Annotated in this window: 11 protein-coding genes, 2 rRNA genes and 1 riboswitch; of the genes, 6 read left to right on the top strand and 7 right to left on the bottom strand. The window is 58.6% G+C overall.

Annotated features, from left to right (window positions below):
- Positions 1-163: 163 nt before the first annotated feature.
- The 4 genes from FB472_RS03085 to FB472_RS03070 all read left to right on the top strand — a co-directional run bounded on the left by FB472_RS03085 (position 164) and on the right by FB472_RS03070 (position 5,389).
- Positions 164-3,281: ribosomal RNA gene (locus FB472_RS03085) — 23S ribosomal RNA — on the top strand.
- Positions 3,282-3,462: 181 nt separating this feature from the next.
- Positions 3,463-3,579: ribosomal RNA gene (rrf, locus tag FB472_RS03080) — 5S ribosomal RNA — on the top strand.
- Between the two features lie 148 nt (positions 3,580-3,727).
- Entirely contained in the window at positions 3,728-4,633 is a 906-nt protein-coding gene (gene folP, locus FB472_RS03075) for a dihydropteroate synthase (protein ID WP_141989613.1), read from the top strand.
- A 6-nt stretch (positions 4,634-4,639) separates the two neighbouring features.
- Complete coding sequence (locus FB472_RS03070) at positions 4,640-5,389, top strand: pyrimidine reductase family protein (protein ID WP_141989612.1); 750 nt, start codon at positions 4,640-4,642, stop codon at positions 5,387-5,389.
- Here the strand turns inward: FB472_RS03070 and FB472_RS03065 are convergent.
- The 6 genes from FB472_RS03065 to aroA form a co-directional block, all read right to left on the bottom strand.
- Entirely contained in the window at positions 5,386-6,783 is a 1,398-nt protein-coding gene (locus FB472_RS03065; RefSeq protein WP_215730466.1) for an L-serine ammonia-lyase, read from the bottom strand. The two genes, FB472_RS03070 and FB472_RS03065, sit on opposite strands and share 4 nt — an antisense overlap.
- Positions 6,784-6,987: 204 nt before the next feature.
- Positions 6,988-7,083, bottom strand: a riboswitch (glycine riboswitch).
- 121 nt (positions 7,084-7,204) lie between these two features.
- Positions 7,205-8,032: a siderophore-interacting protein gene (locus FB472_RS03060; RefSeq protein WP_141989610.1), complete on the bottom strand. Its 828-nt coding sequence runs from the start codon at positions 8,030-8,032 to the stop codon at positions 7,205-7,207.
- Positions 8,033-8,114: 82 nt separating this feature from the next.
- Positions 8,115-9,353 carry a bifunctional alpha/beta hydrolase/OsmC family protein gene (locus FB472_RS03055; RefSeq protein WP_141989609.1) on the bottom strand — a complete coding sequence of 413 codons (1,239 nt, stop codon included), beginning with the start codon at positions 9,351-9,353 and terminating at the stop codon, positions 8,115-8,117.
- 262 nt (positions 9,354-9,615) lie between these two features.
- Positions 9,616-10,407, bottom strand: coding sequence for an inositol monophosphatase family protein (locus FB472_RS03050; protein WP_141989608.1), 792 nt, complete (start codon positions 10,405-10,407; stop codon positions 9,616-9,618).
- Between the two features lie 2 nt (positions 10,408-10,409).
- The gene (rsgA, locus tag FB472_RS03045; RefSeq protein WP_141989607.1) at positions 10,410-11,477 is read right to left on the bottom strand and encodes a ribosome small subunit-dependent GTPase A; all 1,068 of its coding nucleotides are present in this window, start codon (positions 11,475-11,477) and stop codon (positions 10,410-10,412) included.
- Positions 11,478-11,479: 2 nt separating this feature from the next.
- Positions 11,480-12,886: a 3-phosphoshikimate 1-carboxyvinyltransferase gene (gene aroA, locus FB472_RS03040; RefSeq protein WP_141989606.1), complete on the bottom strand. Its 1,407-nt coding sequence runs from the start codon at positions 12,884-12,886 to the stop codon at positions 11,480-11,482.
- Positions 12,887-12,995: 109 nt separating this feature from the next.
- Between aroA and FB472_RS03035 the strand changes: the two genes are divergently transcribed.
- Together FB472_RS03035 and FB472_RS03030 are read left to right on the top strand one after the other, a co-directional pair.
- Positions 12,996-13,622, top strand: a complete 627-nt coding sequence (locus tag FB472_RS03035) for a sigma-70 family RNA polymerase sigma factor (protein ID WP_246078258.1) — start codon at positions 12,996-12,998, stop codon at positions 13,620-13,622.
- The gene (locus FB472_RS03030) at positions 13,619-13,849 is read left to right on the top strand and encodes an anti-sigma factor family protein (RefSeq protein WP_141989604.1); all 231 of its coding nucleotides are present in this window, start codon (positions 13,619-13,621) and stop codon (positions 13,847-13,849) included. Before FB472_RS03035 ends, FB472_RS03030 begins: the two co-directional genes overlap by 4 nt.
- Positions 13,850-13,969: 120 nt before the next feature.
- On the opposite strand, the gene FB472_RS03025 is transcribed toward FB472_RS03030, so the two are convergent.
- Positions 13,970-17,731, bottom strand: coding sequence for a multifunctional oxoglutarate decarboxylase/oxoglutarate dehydrogenase thiamine pyrophosphate-binding subunit/dihydrolipoyllysine-residue succinyltransferase subunit (locus FB472_RS03025; RefSeq protein ID WP_141989603.1), 3,762 nt, complete (start codon positions 17,729-17,731; stop codon positions 13,970-13,972).
- Positions 17,732-17,772: the final 41 nt, after the last annotated feature.

Raw genomic sequence — 17,772 nt, 5'->3', positions numbered from 1 at the left:
CCGTATTTTGAGAACTACACAGTGGACGCGAGCATCTTAGATTCGACCGAAAGGTCGGATCACAAGAAATAAACGATGACGTTCGACAACTTTGTTGTTGGATCAATCATTGGTCAATCTCAGCACCTTTGGGTGTTGCGATCGATTCTTATACTCATGTGATAATCAATTTTCTAAGAGCAAACGGTGGATGCCTTGGCATCTGGAGCCGAAGAAGGACGTATAAATCTGCGATAAGCCTCGGGGAGCTGATAATAGAGCTGTGATCCGAGGATTTCCGAATGGGGAAACCCCGCTGGGCGTTGCAAGACGACTCAGTGACTCCCGCCTGAATATATAGGGCGGGTAGAGGGAACGTGGGGAAGTGAAACATCTCAGTACCCACAGGAAGAGAAAACAACCGTGATTCCGTTAGTAGTGGCGAGCGAAACCGGAAGAGGCCAAACCGATCATGTGTGATAGCCGGCAGGCGTTGCATGGTCGGGGTAGTGGGACTTTTCAGCTGTTACTGCCGTACAGCAAGAATTACAACGATATATAGACGAAGTGGATTGAAAGCCACGCCATAGCGGGTGCTAGCCCCGTAGTCGAAATGTGTCAATGGTTCGAGGAGTATCCCAAGTAGCACGGGGCCCGAGAAATCCCGTGTGAATCTGTCAGGACCACCTGATAAGCCTAAATACTTCCAGATGACCGATAGCGGACAAGTACCGTGAGGGAAAGGTGAAAAGTACCCCGGGAGGGGAGTGAAATAGTACCTGAAACCGTTTGCTTACAAACCGTTGGAGCCTCCTTAGTAGGGGTGACAGCGTGCCTTTTGAAGAATGAGCCTGCGAGTTAGTGATCAGTGGCGAGGTTAACCCGTGTGGGGCAGCCGTAGCGAAAGCGAGTCTTAATAGGGCGTTATAGTCGCTGGTTCTAGACCCGAAGCGAAGTGATCTATCCATGGCCAGGTTGAAGCGCGTGTAAGAGCGCGTGGAGGACCGAACCCACTTAGGTTGAAAACTGAGGGGATGAGCTGTGGATAGGGGTGAAAGGCCAATCAAACTTCGTGATAGCTGGTTCTCTCCGAAATGCATTTAGGTGCAGCGTTGCGTGTTTCTTGCCGGAGGTAGAGCTACTGGATAGCTGATGGGCCCTAAAAGGTTACTGACGTTAGCCAAACTCCGAATGCCGGTAAGTGAGAGCGCAGCAGTGAGACGGTGGGGGATAAGCTTCATCGTCGAGAGGGTAACAGCCCAGACTACCAACTAAGGTCCCCAAGCGTGTGCTAAGTGGGAAAGGATGTGGAGTTGCACAGACAACCAGGAGGTTGGCTTAGAAGCAGCCACCCTTGAAAGAGTGCGTAATAGCTCACTGGTCAAGTGATTCCGCGCCGACAATGTAACGGGGCTCAAGCACACCACCGAAGTTGTAGATTTCGTATTTTAGGTAAGCCTTCGTGGTTCAGCCGTACGGAGTGGTAGGAGAGCGTCGTGTGGGCAGTGAAGCGGCGGTGTAAACCAGCCGTGGAGCCTACACGAGTGAGAATGCAGGCATGAGTAGCGAAAGACGGGCGAGAAACCCGTCCTCCGAATGATCAAGGGTTCCAGGGCCAGGCTAATCCGCCCTGGGTAAGTCGGGACCTAAGGCGAGGCCGACAGGCGTAGTCGATGGACAACGGGTTGATATTCCCGTACTGACGAAGAACCGCCCCAACTAATCCAGTAATGCTAAGTATCTGAATCCCCTAGACCGATCCCTTCGGGGTGAGGCGTGGGGCCTAGCGTACGACCCTATTCTGGTGCGGTTAGCGTATTAACAGGTGTGACGCAGGAAGGTAGCTGAGCCGGGCGATGGTTGTCCCGGTCTAAGGATGTAGGGCGAACGATAGGCAAATCCGTCGTTCATTAAGCCTGAGACCCGATGGGTAGTCCTCACGGACGAAATCAGTGATCCTATGCTGCCAAGAAAAGCATCGACGCGAGGTTCAAGTTACCCGTACCCCAAACCGACTCAGGTGATCAGGTAGAGAATACCAAGGAGATCGAGAGAATCGTGGTTAAGGAACTCGGCAAAATGCCCCCGTAACTTCGGGAGAAGGGGGGCCTAAGGCGTGAACGGATTTACTCCGGGAGCGCTGCAGGGCCGCAGAGACCAGTGGGAAGCGACTGTTTACTAAAAACACAGGTCCGTGCTAAGTCGCAAGACGATGTATACGGACTGACGCCTGCCCGGTGCTGGAAGGTTAAGAGGAACGGTTAGCCGTAAGGCGAAGCTGTGAATTTAAGCCCCAGTAAACGGCGGTGGTAACTATAACCATCCTAAGGTAGCGAAATTCCTTGTCGGGTAAGTTCCGACCTGCACGAATGGCGTAACGACTTCCCAGCTGTCTCAACCGCGAACTCGGCGAAATTGCACTACGAGTAAAGATGCTCGTTACGCGCAGAAGGACGGAAAGACCCCGTGACCTTTACTATAGCTTTGTATTGGTGTTCGGTGTGGCTTGTGTAGGATAGGTGGGAGACTGTGAAGCTTGGACGCTAGTTCAGGTGGAGTCGTTGTTGAAATACCACTCTGGTCACTCTGGATATCTAACTTCGAACCGTGATCCGGTTCAGGGACAGTGCATGGTGGGTAGTTTAACTGGGGCGGTTGCCTCCCAAAAAGTAACGGAGGCGCCCAAAGGTTCCCTCAACCTGGTTGGTAATCAGGTGTCGAGTGTAAGTGCACAAGGGAGCTTGACTGTGAGACTGACAAGTCGAGCAGGGACGAAAGTCGGGACTAGTGATCCGGCAGTGGCTTGTGGAAGCGCTGTCGCTCAACGGATAAAAGGTACCTCGGGGATAACAGGCTGATCTTGCCCAAGAGTCCATATCGACGGCATGGTTTGGCACCTCGATGTCGGCTCGTCGCATCCTGGGGCTGGAGTAGGTCCCAAGGGTTGGGCTGTTCGCCCATTAAAGCGGTACGCGAGCTGGGTTTAGAACGTCGTGAGACAGTTCGGTCCCTATCCTCTGCGCGCGCAGGAAATTTGAGAAGATCTATCCCTAGTACGAGAGGACCGGGATGGACGAACCTCTGGTGTGTCAGTTGTTCCGCCAGGAGCACCGCTGATTAGCTACGTTCGGAATGGATAACCGCTGAAAGCATCTAAGCGGGAAGCCAGCTTCAAGATGAGATTTCCATGGCTTAGGCCGAGAGACTCGCAGCTAGACTACTGCGTTGATAGGCTGGATGTGGAAGCAGGGACTAACGACCTGTGGAGCTGACCAGTACTAATAAGTCGATAAATTGATAACACCCCACCTCACTGGGTATCCTCGGATCCCCAATGGTGAATGAGAAGAATTCTCGCGTCCACTTTGTGGTTCCCGATTTACGGTCGGGAACTGCGCCCAGCACACACTGCTCGGGGCCCTCATAACAGAGGAGTCTCAAGTGTTGTGAACTGGCCCAGACTGATACATAAATCAATAGTGTTTCGGCGGCCATAGCGAGAGGGAAACGCCCGGTCACATTCCGAACCCGGAAGCTAAGACTCTCTGCGCCGATGGTACTGCAAGGGGGACCTTGTGGGAGAGTAGGACACCGCCGGACTTCAATTGTGAAAAAGCCACAGCCAGTGCTGAAATGCACCGGGTGTGGCTTTTTCGCTTTAACCAGGGCGGGAAGAATCGCGCTGCCGTGGCTGCTGACTGCCCAGTTTCCGGTCTGGTTGTCAGGGTTGTCGCTGAGAATAGAAGGTATGAGTTTCCCGCTGCCTCCGCTTCATAATCCGCACCGTCAAATCGGTGACCGGGTTTTCGACTTCTCCAAACAGGTTGCGGTGATGGCGATCATCAATCGCACGCCCGATTCTTTCTACGATTCAGGAACCAATTTTGCGCTGGAGGACGCGGTCGCCGCAGCCCTGCGCGCTGTCGACGAAGGTGCAGACTGGGTAGACATCGGCGGCGTGCCATTTGCCCCGGGGGATCCACTTGATGTGAACGATGAAGCTGATCGAGTTATCCCGGTCGTTCGCGCGTTGCGGGAGAAATCCGACGTCGTGATCTCCGTCGACACATTTCACGCGGAGGTGGCTCGCCGTAGCATAGAGGCAGGTGCCACCGTGATCAACGACACCACCGGCCTCAGCGATCCGAACCTGGCGTCGGTAGTCGCGGACAGCGAAGCATCGCTCGTTCTGGTGCATTCACGGGCGCGCCCACGCACACAGTTTGCGCGACCGCAGTACGACGACGTTGCGATCGAAGTCCGCGACTTTTTGGCCGCCCGCGTTCAACGAGCCCTCGACTCCGGTGTGCCGGACTCGCGCCTGTTCGTTGATCCCGGTCACGACCTGAATAAGAACACACTCCACAGCCTTGAACTTGTTCGCAGGCTCGATGTTATTACCGAGCTGGGATTTCCCACCCTCGTCGCTCTGTCCAACAAGGACTTCATCGGGGAGGTACTCGATCGTGCCAAGCGGGAGCGTCTCGAGGGATCGCTCGCGTCAGCTGTGGCGTGTGTGCTCCTTGGAGCTCGCGTCGTCAGGGTTCACGAGGTCGCCCAGAGCGTGGCCGCGATACGGATGGCAGAGGCGATTCTCGGGTTGCGAGAGCCGGCATTCTTGAAGCACAACATGTCTGACGAGAACGAAAGGTAGGTTCCGGTGGCATCGGCATCCGACATCCATTTCCTGCAGTCAACCCAATCGCTGACCGACGAAGAGCTCCTTGCTCACTATGCGGTTCGGAATCGTGATCTGCCCTGGCTACGAGCAAACTTTGTCTCCAGCATTGATGGGGCCTCCACCCATGAGGGCGTTTCGGGCGGTCTGGGAACTGAATCCGATGGCCGCGTCTTCGCTCTGCTGCGCAGGCTCGCAGACGTGATCGTGGTGGGTGCAGGAACCGTGCGTCAGGAGGGGTACCGTAACCTCGCCCTCGATGATGCCGCCGTCGAGTGGCGCACGCGCAATGGGCTCTCGCCCCAGCCACCGTTCGCGCTCGTCAGCGGATCGCTGACGCTTGACCCGCAGGAGCTAGCGGCCTACGCGGCGCGGCCGCTAGTCATCACCACACAGAGTTCTCCCGAAGGTGACCGGGAGCGGCTGAGCGAAGTCGCGGAGGTGATCATTGCTGGCGAGAACGAGGTCGACACGGTTGTACTAAAGAGAGAGCTGGCTGAGCGCGGCTACCCGCAACAGCACAGCGAAGGCGGACCGAAGTTGTTTGCGACCATGATCCGCGAGGGAATCGTGGATGAACTCTGTCTCACCGTGAGCCCGCGGCTGGAAGGTGGTTCAGCGCGGCGGATCGTCGACGCCGAGGAAGCGAGCCCCCAAGCGATGACTCTCGCACACGCCCTCAGCGCCGATGACGGAACACTACTGCTGCGCTATGTGCGAGCGGCGGGCTAGCACTCCACGACGTTGACAGCGAGGCCACCCATCGACGTTTCTTTGTAGCGCGAACTCATGTCTTTGCCCGTCTCAGCCATCGTGATGATGACCTCGTCAAGAGATACCCGGTGAGTACCGTCACCCCAGAGCGCCATCTTGGCGGCATTGATTGCCTTAGCTGCCGCGATTGCGTTCCGCTCGATGCAGGGGATCTGAACGAGACCGCCGATGGGATCGCACGTCAGTCCAAGGTTATGTTCCATGGCGATCTCCGCGGCATTCTCAACCTGCTCGGGGGTTCCGCCCAAGATCTCGGCCAACCCGGCCGCCGCCATCGAAGACGCAGACCCGACCTCACCCTGGCATCCGACTTCCGCCCCAGAGATAGACGCCATGCGCTTGTAGAGCACTCCGACGGCAGCGCTGGCCAGCAAGAAGCGCACGGTAGCGGCATCCTTCGTAGCCTGGTCAGCATCGTGCATGCCCGGGGCATAGTGCGTGGCGTAGAAGAGTACGGCGGGAATAATGCCGGCGGCGCCGTTGGTGGGGGCGGTCACTACTCGCCCACCCGAGGCATTCTCTTCATTCACAGCGAGGGCAACGAGGTTGACCCACTCCTGCCAAAACGCGGGATCGCGATCGGGGTCCTCCTGGCGAAGGCGGGCATGCCAAGCTGGAGCGCGTCGGCGCACGTTGAGGGTACCGGGAAGGTTGCCGGAGCGTTCCAAACTGTTGTTCTTGCACTCGTCCATGACGTCGCGGATGTGCAGAAGGCCGGCGGTGACCTCAGCCTGCGTGCGGCGAGCGAGTTCGTTGCGAAGCATCACGCCGCTGAAACTGAGGCCCTCCGCTCGGCAGTGGGCAAGCAACTGCGCGGCAGTGCGGAACGGTAGGGGATCGGCGACTGTGGCGGCGTCGGTGGGCGAGCTGCCGTCACGGTTGTCACCCTCGCGGTAGATGAATCCGCCTCCGATTGAGAAGTACGTCGCCTCAAGTACGGCGCCACCTTCCGCGTCGTATGCCGCGAAACGCATGCCGTTCGGATGCCCGTCAAGCACCGTGAGCGGATGCAGCGCAATCGCACCCTCGGTGAAGGGAACTTCACGGCTGCCGGCAAGCTGCAGCACTCCTGAATTCTCAATACGCTCGAGGGTCGTCTCCATTTCCGCGGGAAGAACCTGGTCGGGAAGCTTGCCCTCCAACCCAATGAGCACTGCGCTCATGGTGCCGTGACCGGCACCCGTGGCAGCGAGAGAGCCGTAGAGCCGCACGCCGAGAGTGGCGACGGAGTTGAGCATCCCGTGTCCGGCGAGATCGGCTGCGAATGATGCGGCAGCGCGCATGGGGCCGACCGTGTGGGAACTGGAGGGACCGATTCCGACGGTGAAGAGATCGAAGCTGCTCAGCGGCACCTCTTCGAGGGAAGGGGTTGGTACTTCAGTTCTGGGCGTCAGATTGCGAATTGGCACGGTGACTCCATTTCTTCACCACACATCATCGTGCGGGTGTCGTTGAGTCCTCTCCGCTCTGTATTGGGCCTGAGAGTTTCCGCACGCTTGTGGCGTTGCGTTGCCCCGCCGGCGAGTCGGGCAGGGCCGACTGCTTTTCAGAGTTGCCTATCCGCTGCGGTACTGGTGCCTGAGAGATTCCCGGAGAGGGTTTGCTCCTACGGCGCCAACCATCGATCGGAAGGACTCTCCCGCAGCGGTATGACGGCTATTCATTTGTTCTTTCAGCATACACTTCGGCCAGCAGGCACCAGCCTCTAATTTTCGGGTGCTGGGAAGACGCTAGTTTCTCGACCGACTGCGCTGAACCGCAGAGCTTCGCACGCTAGTCCTCGGGGTCGTTGGGGTCGATCGGGGCATGGTGGTCAGCGTCGACAACGCCACGGCGCCAATACCCGTCGATGGAAACCTGCTGCTTGGGCAGCCCCAGCTCGCGACGCAGGTAGCGGCGTAGTGACACAAGGGTGCCCGCTTCACCAGCGAGGAAAACAAAGGTCGATTCTTCGATCGAACCAAGAGAGCGCAGCGCGCTGTCCAACTGCCCGAGACCATCGCGGCGGTACAGCCATTCAGCAGTGATCCGAGCGTGCTGTTCCACGCTGAAATAGTCCTTGACGCTTTCGTCGGCAACATCGAATAGCGCTGAGATGTGTACCGAAGTGGGGAGCATGTCGATCCAGCGAGAGCACGCAGGTAAAGCGGTCTCATCGGCGATAAGGATGACGTGGGTCGCCCCCTGGGGAAGGAGGCGTGAACCACGCGGTCCCGCGATCGCGAGCGCATCGCCAACAGCGGCTCGAGCAGCCCACGCGGACGCTGGACCGTCATCGCCATGAACGACAAAATCGATGTCGAGTTCGTGATGGTCGGTGTGACTACGGAAGCCCAATGGAGTGTAATAGCGCGAAATTGTCACGCCCGTTTTAGATTTTTTCACCCCATCTTCCGTCACAACGGGCGCTGATAGATTGCCTGTTTCGGGGTCAGGGAGGAAGACCTTGATGTGATCTGCTGGACCGCTGCTCACGAATCCAGCAAGCTCATCACCGCTCAGAGTGATCCGCGTGATGGAAGCGGTGGGGCGAGTGATCGCGCTCACTGTGACGTGGCGCACAGCGGGGGGATGTTTGACGGTTTCGCGTTCAATAGTCATGGTTGGTTGGCGATCCCGCCGGCTCATTTCGCTCAAGAAGTTAGGCTTACCTAATAAGCCTAACGCTCGGAGGCCGCTTGGGCTACCCGCCCGCCATTGTGACTCTCGTCGAAATTGAGATTTCACCCTCTAGCGTGAGGTGCACGGGACACCTGTTGGCGATGGCGAGCAGCGACTCGCGCTGTTGATCGGAGAGGTCGCCGTCGAGAGCGAGTTCACGCGTGATGTGCTCAACCATGCCCTCCGAAGAAGAACAGTGATCGCACTCGGCAGCATCAATCCGCTCTCGAGTCAACCGCACGCTGAGCCCATCGAGGGGAATCTTCTTGCGATTGGCATACATGCGTACCGTGATTGAGGTACAACTACCGAGCCCCGCGAGAACAAAATCGTAGGGCGCCGGCCCATGATTCTCGCTGAGGGGTGCCGGCTCGTCTGCGGCGAACTCATGGCCCGAAGCGAAGACCCGTTGCTCGTAGCGTGCCGGGCCGCTCTCAGCGACGACAACAGATTTTCCATCGCTCGTGACGGATGCCGCACTCGCGGTGGCTGTCGAGCGTGGCGCCGACGGGCCGAAAGCATAGCGTGCGCCCCAAGCCGCAATAACGCTGGCGGCAAACTCGGCGTCGCCTCGATTGCTGAGCATATGGTCTGCACCGTCGAGGGCGATGAAGGACTTTGGGTGTGTGGCAGCGTCGAAAATCTCGCGCGCGTTATCGATGCCGACAATCTGGTCACTGGGTGAATGCACGACAAGAAGTGCGGCATCCAAATCTCGAAGTCGCCCCGACTGGGATTGCGCGGCAATATCGTCGAGCAACTGTTTGCGGATTGTGAAATCGCGCCCACCAAGATGAACCTGTGCTTCGCCCTCGCGCACGATCGTAGCGGTGGTCCCACCAAATAGGTTGGCGACGTGCGACGGATCGCTTGGGCTGCCGATTGTCACGAGAGCACGTGCGGAGGGAACCTGGTGGGCTGCGGCAAGAATGGCAGCCCCACCGAGCGAGTGCCCGATGAGCAGAGTGGGAGCGCGGTGGTTGTCGCGCAGGTACTCAGTGGCCGCGACAACATCCTCGACATTCGAACTGAAGTTAGTGTTCGAGAAGTCGCCATCGGAGCCCCCGAGGCCGGTGAAATCGAACCTCAGCACCGCAATCCTGTAGTTAACGAGCGCTTTTGAGATGCGGGATGCCGCGAACGAATCCTTCGAACACGTGAAGCAGTGAGCGAATAGCGCGAAAGCCGCAGGTGTACCGGCGGGCAACTCGAGGTTCGCCGCCAACATGTGATTACCTGACCCCGAAAACTCAATCTTCACTAGTTACTCCTGCTCTATGTTCGAAGTCTATGCACCATTCCCTAACGATCTATCAGGCTAGCGGGTGCGACACAGGTGATCGCTACTTGGCTGCCCCAGCGAGTGAACCCGTGATTTGTTCTCCGGAGGGATCGAAAGCGATGTACAAAATCTCGCCCTCATGCGGCTCAGCACAGTCGATAACTTTCGTGAAATCTAGCGACAATTTTTACCGCCCAGCCTGCTGTTCTCAGCGTATTCGCAGAAATGTCGGGAGGAAATTTTAGTGAGAATTCAAAAAATTCAACACTTCGTCATGAAGTACTCCGTTGGTGGCCAACGCGCTTCCGTGCCAGGGCCCTACCTCGCCCTCAACTGACGTGAAGCTTCCTCCGGCCTCACACACAATCGGGATCAACGCCGCCAGATCGTAAGGCTGCAGATCGAATTCGCCAACGACATCCAATGCTCCCTCAGCCAACAACATATACGCCCACATGTCACCGATCGCGCGCGAACGCCACGTCGCGCGGGTGAGAGCCACCGCCGCATCAAGACGGCCTGCTTGATCCCACCCTGACAGACTGTTGTAGCTTATGGATGCAGACTCAAGGCTACTGACCTTACTTACGCTGATAGGGTGCGGCTCTGCACCGTGAGCCTGAGCGAATGCACCGTGGCCGGTGGCCGCCCACCAACGCTTGCCGAGGGCGGGCGAACTGACAACGCCGACCTGTGGCACACCATCAATTGCCAAAGCAATGAGAGTGCCCCAGATGGGAACGCCACGCAGAAAGTTTGAGGTCCCGTCGATGGGATCGATGATCCACTGGCGCCGCGAATTTCCTGCCTCGCCAAACTCCTCGCCCAGAATGGAATCACCGGGACGCGCAGCCGCAATTCCCGCACGGATGCCGCGCTCAACAGCCTTGTCGGCATCCGTTACCGGAGTGCGGTCCGGCTTGGTGGTGACTTCGAGGTCGAGAGCGGTGAAGCGATCGAGTGAGATGAGATCAGCGTCTGCGGCAAGTGCGAGAGCAAGAGACAGATCGTCGGCGAGAGTGTATTCGGTCACCCCTACACGCTAGTGGAACCCAGCGTCGTGATCAGCCTCTGAAAAGAATCCAAACGGAGTCGGCCGACATCGCCCAGCGCACCGGCATTGATCGCTTCTGCGATCGCGCAGTCTGGTGCATCCGGAAGATGAGTGCAGCCGCGCGGGCATTCTTCGGCAAGAAGTGCCAAGTCAGTGAACGACGACAAGATTTTACCGGGATCGATGTGCCCCAGTCCAAAGGAGCGGACTCCCGGAGTATCGACCACCCACCCAGACCCCACCCGGTACGAAATCGTCGACGACGAGGTGTGTCGACCGCGACCGGTAACAGCGTTGACATGCCCAACAGCGCGATTGGCATCCGGAACTAACGCGTTGACGAGAGTCGACTTTCCGACACCTGAATGGCCGACGGCGACGGTGGTGTGACCCTCCAAGAGTGCACGAAGTTGCTCAAGCGGAACCTCATCTGAGCGGCTGGCGATCACCCGAAATTCGAGCCCCGCAAAGTTCTCCAAAAACTCAGCCGGATCCTGCAAGTCAGTTTTAGTGATGCACAGAATGGGATCAATTCCGGCGTCGTACGCCGCGACCAGATAGCGGTCGACAAGTCGCGGTCGCGGCTCGGGGTCCGCAGCGGCAACGACAATCAGCATCTGGTCGGCGTTGGCGACAATGATGCGCTCTACGGCATCCGTATCGTCGGCACTTCGGCGGAGGAGTGTTCTGCGCTCGCGGATGCGAACGATGCGGGCAAGGGTTCCCTCGGTTCCGCTGGTGTCACCGACTAGGTCGACCCAGTCACCCGTAACGACGGACACTTTTCCCTGTTGGTTGCGCCCCAGCTCGCGCGCGCGCGCGGCAATGATCTGGCGCTCCTCTGGCGTTCCTTCGGCCACCCAGATTCCGTAGCGTCCACGGTCGACACTGAAGACGCGCCCCTCAATCGCGTCGGCATGCTCGGGGCGAATTTTGCTGCGCGGTTTGTTCGCTTTGGGGTTGGGGCGCGTACGCACTGAACTCTCGTCGTACTCGCTGTATTTGCGGTCGTCTTCGTCGTCGTCTTCGTCGCCGCTAAGCCAGCTCATCGTTACAGCAGCCCCAGAGTGTCGGATGTCGGCGGGGCTTCGCCCACGAGGGTCGCCCAGAGCGCAGGGAACTGGGGGAGCGTCTTGGCGGTGGCGTCGATGCCTTCGATCTCAATACCCTCAATAGCGAGGCCAATGACGGCACCGGCGGTCGACATCCGGTGATCGTCGTAGCTGTGCCAGACCCCGCCGCGGAGTTTTCGCGGTTCAATACGTACCCCGTCGTCGAGTTCTGTCACCGCACCCCCCAGAGCGTTGATCTCTGTGCAGAGGGCCGCCAGTCGATCGGTTTCATGCCCACGAAGGTGCCCAATGCCCGTAATGGTGCTTGGGGATGATGCCAGCGCTGCCAGCGCGATGATTGTTGGTGCGAGTTCCCCACCCGTGCTGAGATCGAGTTCGATTCCGGGGTACGTGGTGCCACCGATCACGCCGGTGCCCCCATCAATTGTGAGCGCGCCGTCGCCTCGTGTAGCCGTTGCGCCAAACAGGGGCAAGAGCTGTTCAAGGTCAGCACCCACCTGAGTGGTGGATGCGGGCCAGCCTTCGATGGTGACGGTGCCACCGGCGACGACCGCGGCGGCTAAAAACGGGGCAGCGTTAGAGAGATCGGGCTCAAGCCAGACATCGATTGCACGAATTGGGCTGGCGGGCACAACCCACACGCCAGGCTCTGGGCTGTCAACGATGACCCCGCGCGCAGCGAGGCACGCAACTGTCATCTCGATATGGGGCATGCTCGGCAGTTTTTCGCCGCTGTGGCGCAGGGTCAAACCCTGGTCGAAGCGGGCTGCCGTCAAGAGCAGGCCCGAAACAAACTGGCTGGAGGCGGAAGCGTCAATAGTGATTTCGCCACCGGCAACAGAACCCATCCCGTACAGGCTGAACGGGAGAGTGCCCCGTCCATCATCCGAGACGTCAACTCCCAGCGCACGAAGCGAATCAATGGTGGTGCGCATCGGGCGTCGAAGTGCTGCGTGATCGCCATCGAATGCAACCGGACCGAGCGCGAGTGCGGCGACCGGGGGGAGAAAGCGCATCACCGTTCCCGCGAGACCGCAATCAATCGAACTGCCCCCTTCGAGCTCACCCGGAGTGACCACAAGGTCGGGTCCGAAGACATTACCGGTGGCGATTTCATTGATGGTGACGCCGAGCGCGCGAAGCGCCTCAATCATCAGAGCACTATCACGCGAGTGCAGCGGCGCATGCAACCGCGAGGGGCCATCGGCCAGCGCCGCCAATACCAGCTCGCGGTTGGTCAGGCTCTTGCTGCCAGGAAGGCTCAGTGACGCAGACAGTGCGTGCGAAACGGTCGGTGCTGGCCAGTTGCCGGGCACCGACGTCTCTGGCACCGAGTCGTCATCGTACGGGCTGAACTCTGGGTTGGAATACTTGGATACGAACATCAGTTACTAAGAGTATCGGCGTTTGAGACACCACGGAGGAGGCACGAGCATGACTGCAGTACTCAGCACTCAGCGGGACACCGCGACCAGCGAACTAGAATTGTTGCTGATGACTACCGACAGAGTTGAGCCAAGTGCCACCGACACCGCCGCCGCTGACAAGCGGCGGCAGTTTGAAGAGCAAGCGTTGCCCTACATGGACCAACTCTTTGGTGCCGCCATGCGAATGACCCGCAATCCGAGCGATGCCGCTGATCTCGTGCAAGAGACGTTCGTCAAAGCGTTTCAAGCGTTCGCACAGTTTCAACAGGGCACAAACCTCAAAGCCTGGCTGTACCGCATCCAAACAAACACGTTCATCAACATCTACCGCAAGGCCCAGCGCAATCCTTATCAGGGAACGATCGACGAACTCGAGGATTGGCAACTCGGCGGTGCGGAGTCGATCACACAGTCCGTCTCAACACGCTCGGCTGAAGCAGAAGCCATTGATCATCTGCCGGATAGCGCAGTGAAAGATGCGCTTCAATCGATCCCGGAAGATTTTCGACTGGCAGTGTATTTCGCCGACGTCGAAGGTTTCTCCTATCAGGAGATCGCCGACATTATGAAAACCCCCGTGGGAACCGTAATGAGTCGACTGCACCGTGGCCGTCGAATGTTGCGCGAACTACTGGCCGACTATGCGCGTGACCGTACCCCTGGCACGCCCGCATCACCAAGGAGTGAGAAATGACCGATTGCGGTTGCGAAAAAGCGAAGGAAGAACTCGAGGAGTACCTCGACCGTGAACTGAACGAAGCCGACTTTCAGGATGTCGCCGACCACCTCGACAATTGCGAGTCGTGCTCAAGCGAACATCTCGTGGTTCTCGCTCTGAAGCTCAAAGTTAAGCAGGCCTGCCGCGAGACGGCGCCTGAAGAACTCCGCAGCGCGATCCTGTCGAAGCTGTCTGAGGCGTAACCGGGTGGCGGGTGCCATGACGCCCCGTCACGCTAAGCATCACGCCCAGTCCTGACAGCACGAAAGCGGACATCCCCATCGGAGGGTGTCCGCTTTCGTCATTAACCGTGTTACGCGACCCTAGGGTTGCGTAATGGCGTGATCGATCAGCTCGGCCTGCTCAAGCGCACTGCGCTTCGAGGAACCGGTCGCAGGCGATGCGGATGACGGACGCGATGCGACCTTGATCTCACGAGCATCCATGTGGCGTTGCAGTTCCAGGGTGATGAATGGCCACGCACCCTGGTTCTCGGGCTCATCTTGAGTCCAGACGATGTCGGCGTTCGGGTACTTCGCGAGTACCTCATTCATGTCAGTAACGGGGAGCGGGTAGAACTGTTCCATCCGCACGACAGCGATGTGTGTGATCTCGCGCTTATCGAGTTCCGCAACAATGTCGTAGTAGGTCTTACCTGAAGTGACAATCACGCGTGTGACGCCCGACTTGTCTTCGAGGCGAACGTCGTCGATCACAGGCTCAAAGCGTCCACCCGTGAATTCGGCGACGTCGCTGGTCGCACCCCGCAGTCGGAGCATGGCCTTAGGCGTAAACACGATCAGTGGTCGACGTGGGCGCGAGTACGCCTGACGACGCAGAAGGTGGAAGTAGGACGCCGGCGTTGACGGACGAGCCACAATCATGTTGTTTTCGGCACACAACTGCAGGTAGCGCTCGATCCGGGCCGATGAATGGTCGGGCCCCTGACCCTCGTAACCGTGCGGCAGAAGCATCACGACACTTGAGCGCTGCGCCCACTTTTGTTCAGCGCTGGAAATGAACTCGTCAATAACGATCTGGGCACCATTGGCAAAGTCACCGAACTGGGCCTCCCACATGACGAGTGCGTCAGCGCGTTCCACCGAGTAGCCGTACTCGAAGCCGAGTGCCGCGTACTCGCTGAGAAGCGTGTCGTAAATCCAGAAGCGGGACTGGTTCTCTGAAAGGTTCTGCAGTGGCAACCACTCTTGACCATTTTCACGGTCGTGCAGCACAGCATGACGCTGCACAAAGGTGCCGCGGCGAGCATCCTGACCGGCCATCCGAACCGGAGTGCCCTCGAGAAGAACCGAACCGATAGCCAGCAACTCGGCAAATGCCCAGTCGATTGCACCATTGCGGCTCATGTCGACGCGCTTACGAAGCAGAGCCTGCAACTTGTTGTGCACCGTGAAGTTTGCCGGAGGATTAGCATGGGCATCGCCAATGAGGTGAACGATGCTTTCATCGATCCCCGTCGTGATGGGTTCGCCGATCGTGTCGTCCCGCTGCGATCCCGGACGTTCAAGATCGGATACCCCGTTGCCGTCCTTAGTGAGGATTGGCATTGACCCGGTTTGGGCCGCATGGGTTTCGGCGAAGGCGCGCTCTAACCCATCCTGGAAATCTTGGTGACTCGCCTCATACTCCTCCTGAGTGATGTCGCCACGACCGACAAGGCCCTCGGTGTACAGGGTTCGAACGGAACGTTTGGCTTCGATCAGGTTGTACATCAGCGGCTGAGTCATCGAGGGGTCGTCGCCCTCGTTGTGACCGCGGCGACGGTAGCAAATCAAGTCGATAACAACATCGCGATGGAATTTCTGGCGATAGGCGAAAGCGAGTTCAGAAACTCGAACCACAGCCTCAGGGTCATCTCCGTTGACGTGAAAGATCGGAGCCTGAATGGTCTTGGCGACATCGCTTGAATAGCCCGAAGTGCGTGCTTCGCCGGGAGGAGTTGTGAACCCGACCTGGTTGTTGACGTTGACGTGAACGGTTCCCCCGGTGCGGTACGCGCGAAGCTGAGACATCTGAAGAATCTCGACCACGATGCCCTGGCCCGCCATCGCGGCATCACCGTGCACCATCACAGGAAGAACCGCGTATGAACCAATCGGACGACGATCCTGCTTGGCGCGAACGATGCCCTCGAGGACGCCATCTACAGCTTCAAGGTGCGACGGGTTCGCTGCGAGGTAGACAGGAATCCTTCCGCCGTCGGCAGCAGTAAAGGTGCCCTCCGTTCCGAGGTGATATTTCACATCGCCAGAGCCTTGAACGGTGCGAGGATCTTGCGTACCTTCAAACTCACGGAAAATTTGACCGTAAGTTTTTCCGGCGATGTTCGTGAGTACACTGAGTCGACCGCGGTGTGCCATGCCGATCGCGACCTCTTCGAGGTTGGCTTCGGCGGCCTTCTGGATGACGGCATCCAGAAGAGCAATCGTTGACTCTCCGCCCTCAAGGCTGAAGCGCTTCTGGCCGACGTACTTGGTTTGCAGGAACGTCTCGAAAGCTTCAGCCTCGTTGAGCTTGCCGAGGATGCGCATCTGCTCGTCGTGGCCGGGCTTTGAGTAGGGCTTCTCGACGTGATCCTGAATCCAGCGACGCTGCTCAGGGTCCTGAATGTGCATGTACTCGATGCCGACGGTGCGGCAGTAGGCGTCACGCAGCGTTCCGAGGATCTCACGCAGCAGCGACTGGCGCTTGCCACCGAAACCACCGGTGACGAACTCGCGGTCCAGGTCCCAAAAAGTGAGACCGTGGCTCGAAATATCGAGGTCGGGATGCGAACGCTGGCGGTATTCGAGGGGATCGGTGTCGGCCATGAGATGGCCGCGAACCCGGAACGAGTTGATCAGTTCTTGAACGCGCGAGGTCTTGTTGACGTTGTCGGCAAGGTCGACGCTAATGTCGTTGGCCCAGTGGATCGGGTCATACGGGATGCGTAGAGCTGCGAAAATGTCTTCGTAGAAGTGGTGTTCACCGATGAGGCGTTCGTTGATCTTTTTGAGAAACTCGCCAGAACCGGCACCCTGGATGACGCGATGGTCGTACGTGCTGGTGAGCGTTACCGTCTTGCCGATACCCAACTCGGTAACGGTCCGAACGCTTGCTCCCCGAAACTCTGCCGGGTACTCCAGCGCGCCAGCGCCGACAATGGTGCCCGAACCACGCATGAGGCGCGGAACGGAGTGCTCCGTGCCGATTCCGCCGGGGTTAGTCAGCGAAATAGTGTTGCCCTGGTAGTCAGCGGCCGTGAGCTTGTTGGCGCGAGCCCGTGACACGACATCTTCGTACGCGATCAGGAACTCACCGAAACCCATGGTTTCGGCCTGCTTGATGCCGGGAACGACAAGAGCGCGAGAGCCATCCGGCTTCGGCATGTCAATGGCGATACCCAGGTTGATGTGCGCGGGCGTCACCACCGAAGGCTTGCCTTCGGGCTCGTCGTAGTAGACGTTCTGACTGGGGAACTCTTTGAGAGTCTGGATGATCGCCCAGGCGATGAGGTGGGTGAATGAGACCTTGCCGCCTCGCGCACGCTTAAGGTGGTTGTTGATGACAATGCGGTTGTCAATCATGAGCTTCGCCGGAATGGTACGCACGCTGGTGGCGGTGGGAACCGTGAGGCTCGAATTCATGTTGGCAGCCAGGCTCTTGGCTGCCCCGCGAAGCGGAGCCACGGTGTTCTCGGACTGAGGCTTAGGCTCGGGGGTCGCCTGGGCGGTGTCGATCGGTGTGGTGGTGGGCGCCTCTGCCGGAATCGGCCGAGGCTTGGGCTCCACCGATGTGGTTCGCGCGACAGGCTGGCTGCCGGTGCTCGGGCTTGGCTCGTCGACAAAGGGCTTCTCTGCGGGTTCCGCCGGCGTGGTGGTCTTCGACTGCTCGGCGGGGGCATGTACCGCCGGCGTGGGATCCACAGCAGGCTGGTAGTTCTTGAGGAACGCCCACCACGCTTCATCCACAAGATTCTTGTCTTCGAGGTACTTTTCGTACATCTCGTCGACCAACCATTCGTTGGCCCCGAACTCGCCCGAGGAGTCACCTTCCGGTGCGATTCCGGTTACCTGGCCTGACACGTCAAACCGCCTACTTTCAGTTCTGGTGTGTGAAAAAGTGG

Origin of the sequence: Rhodoglobus vestalii (assembly GCF_006788895.1) — a bacterium.
GTDB lineage: Bacteria > Actinomycetota > Actinomycetes > Actinomycetales > Microbacteriaceae > Rhodoglobus > Rhodoglobus vestalii.
Note: the sequence above shows the minus strand (reverse complement) of the source record. Positions and strands in the feature narration are given on the sequence as shown.

Excerpts from the sequence above, each read along its gene's own strand:
- FB472_RS03060 (WP_141989610.1), bottom strand. The coding sequence starts at position 8,032 with ATGACTATTGAACGCGAAACCGTCAAACATCCCCCCGCTGTGCGCCAC.
- FB472_RS03035 (WP_246078258.1), top strand. The coding sequence starts at position 12,996 with ATGACTACCGACAGAGTTGAGCCAAGTGCCACCGACACCGCCGCCGCT.
- aroA (WP_141989606.1), bottom strand. The coding sequence starts at position 12,886 with ATGTTCGTATCCAAGTATTCCAACCCAGAGTTCAGCCCGTACGATGAC.
- FB472_RS03030 (WP_141989604.1), top strand. The coding sequence starts at position 13,619 with ATGACCGATTGCGGTTGCGAAAAAGCGAAGGAAGAACTCGAGGAGTAC.
- rsgA (WP_141989607.1), bottom strand. The coding sequence starts at position 11,477 with ATGAGCTGGCTTAGCGGCGACGAAGACGACGACGAAGACGACCGCAAA.
- folP (WP_141989613.1), top strand. The coding sequence starts at position 3,728 with ATGAGTTTCCCGCTGCCTCCGCTTCATAATCCGCACCGTCAAATCGGT.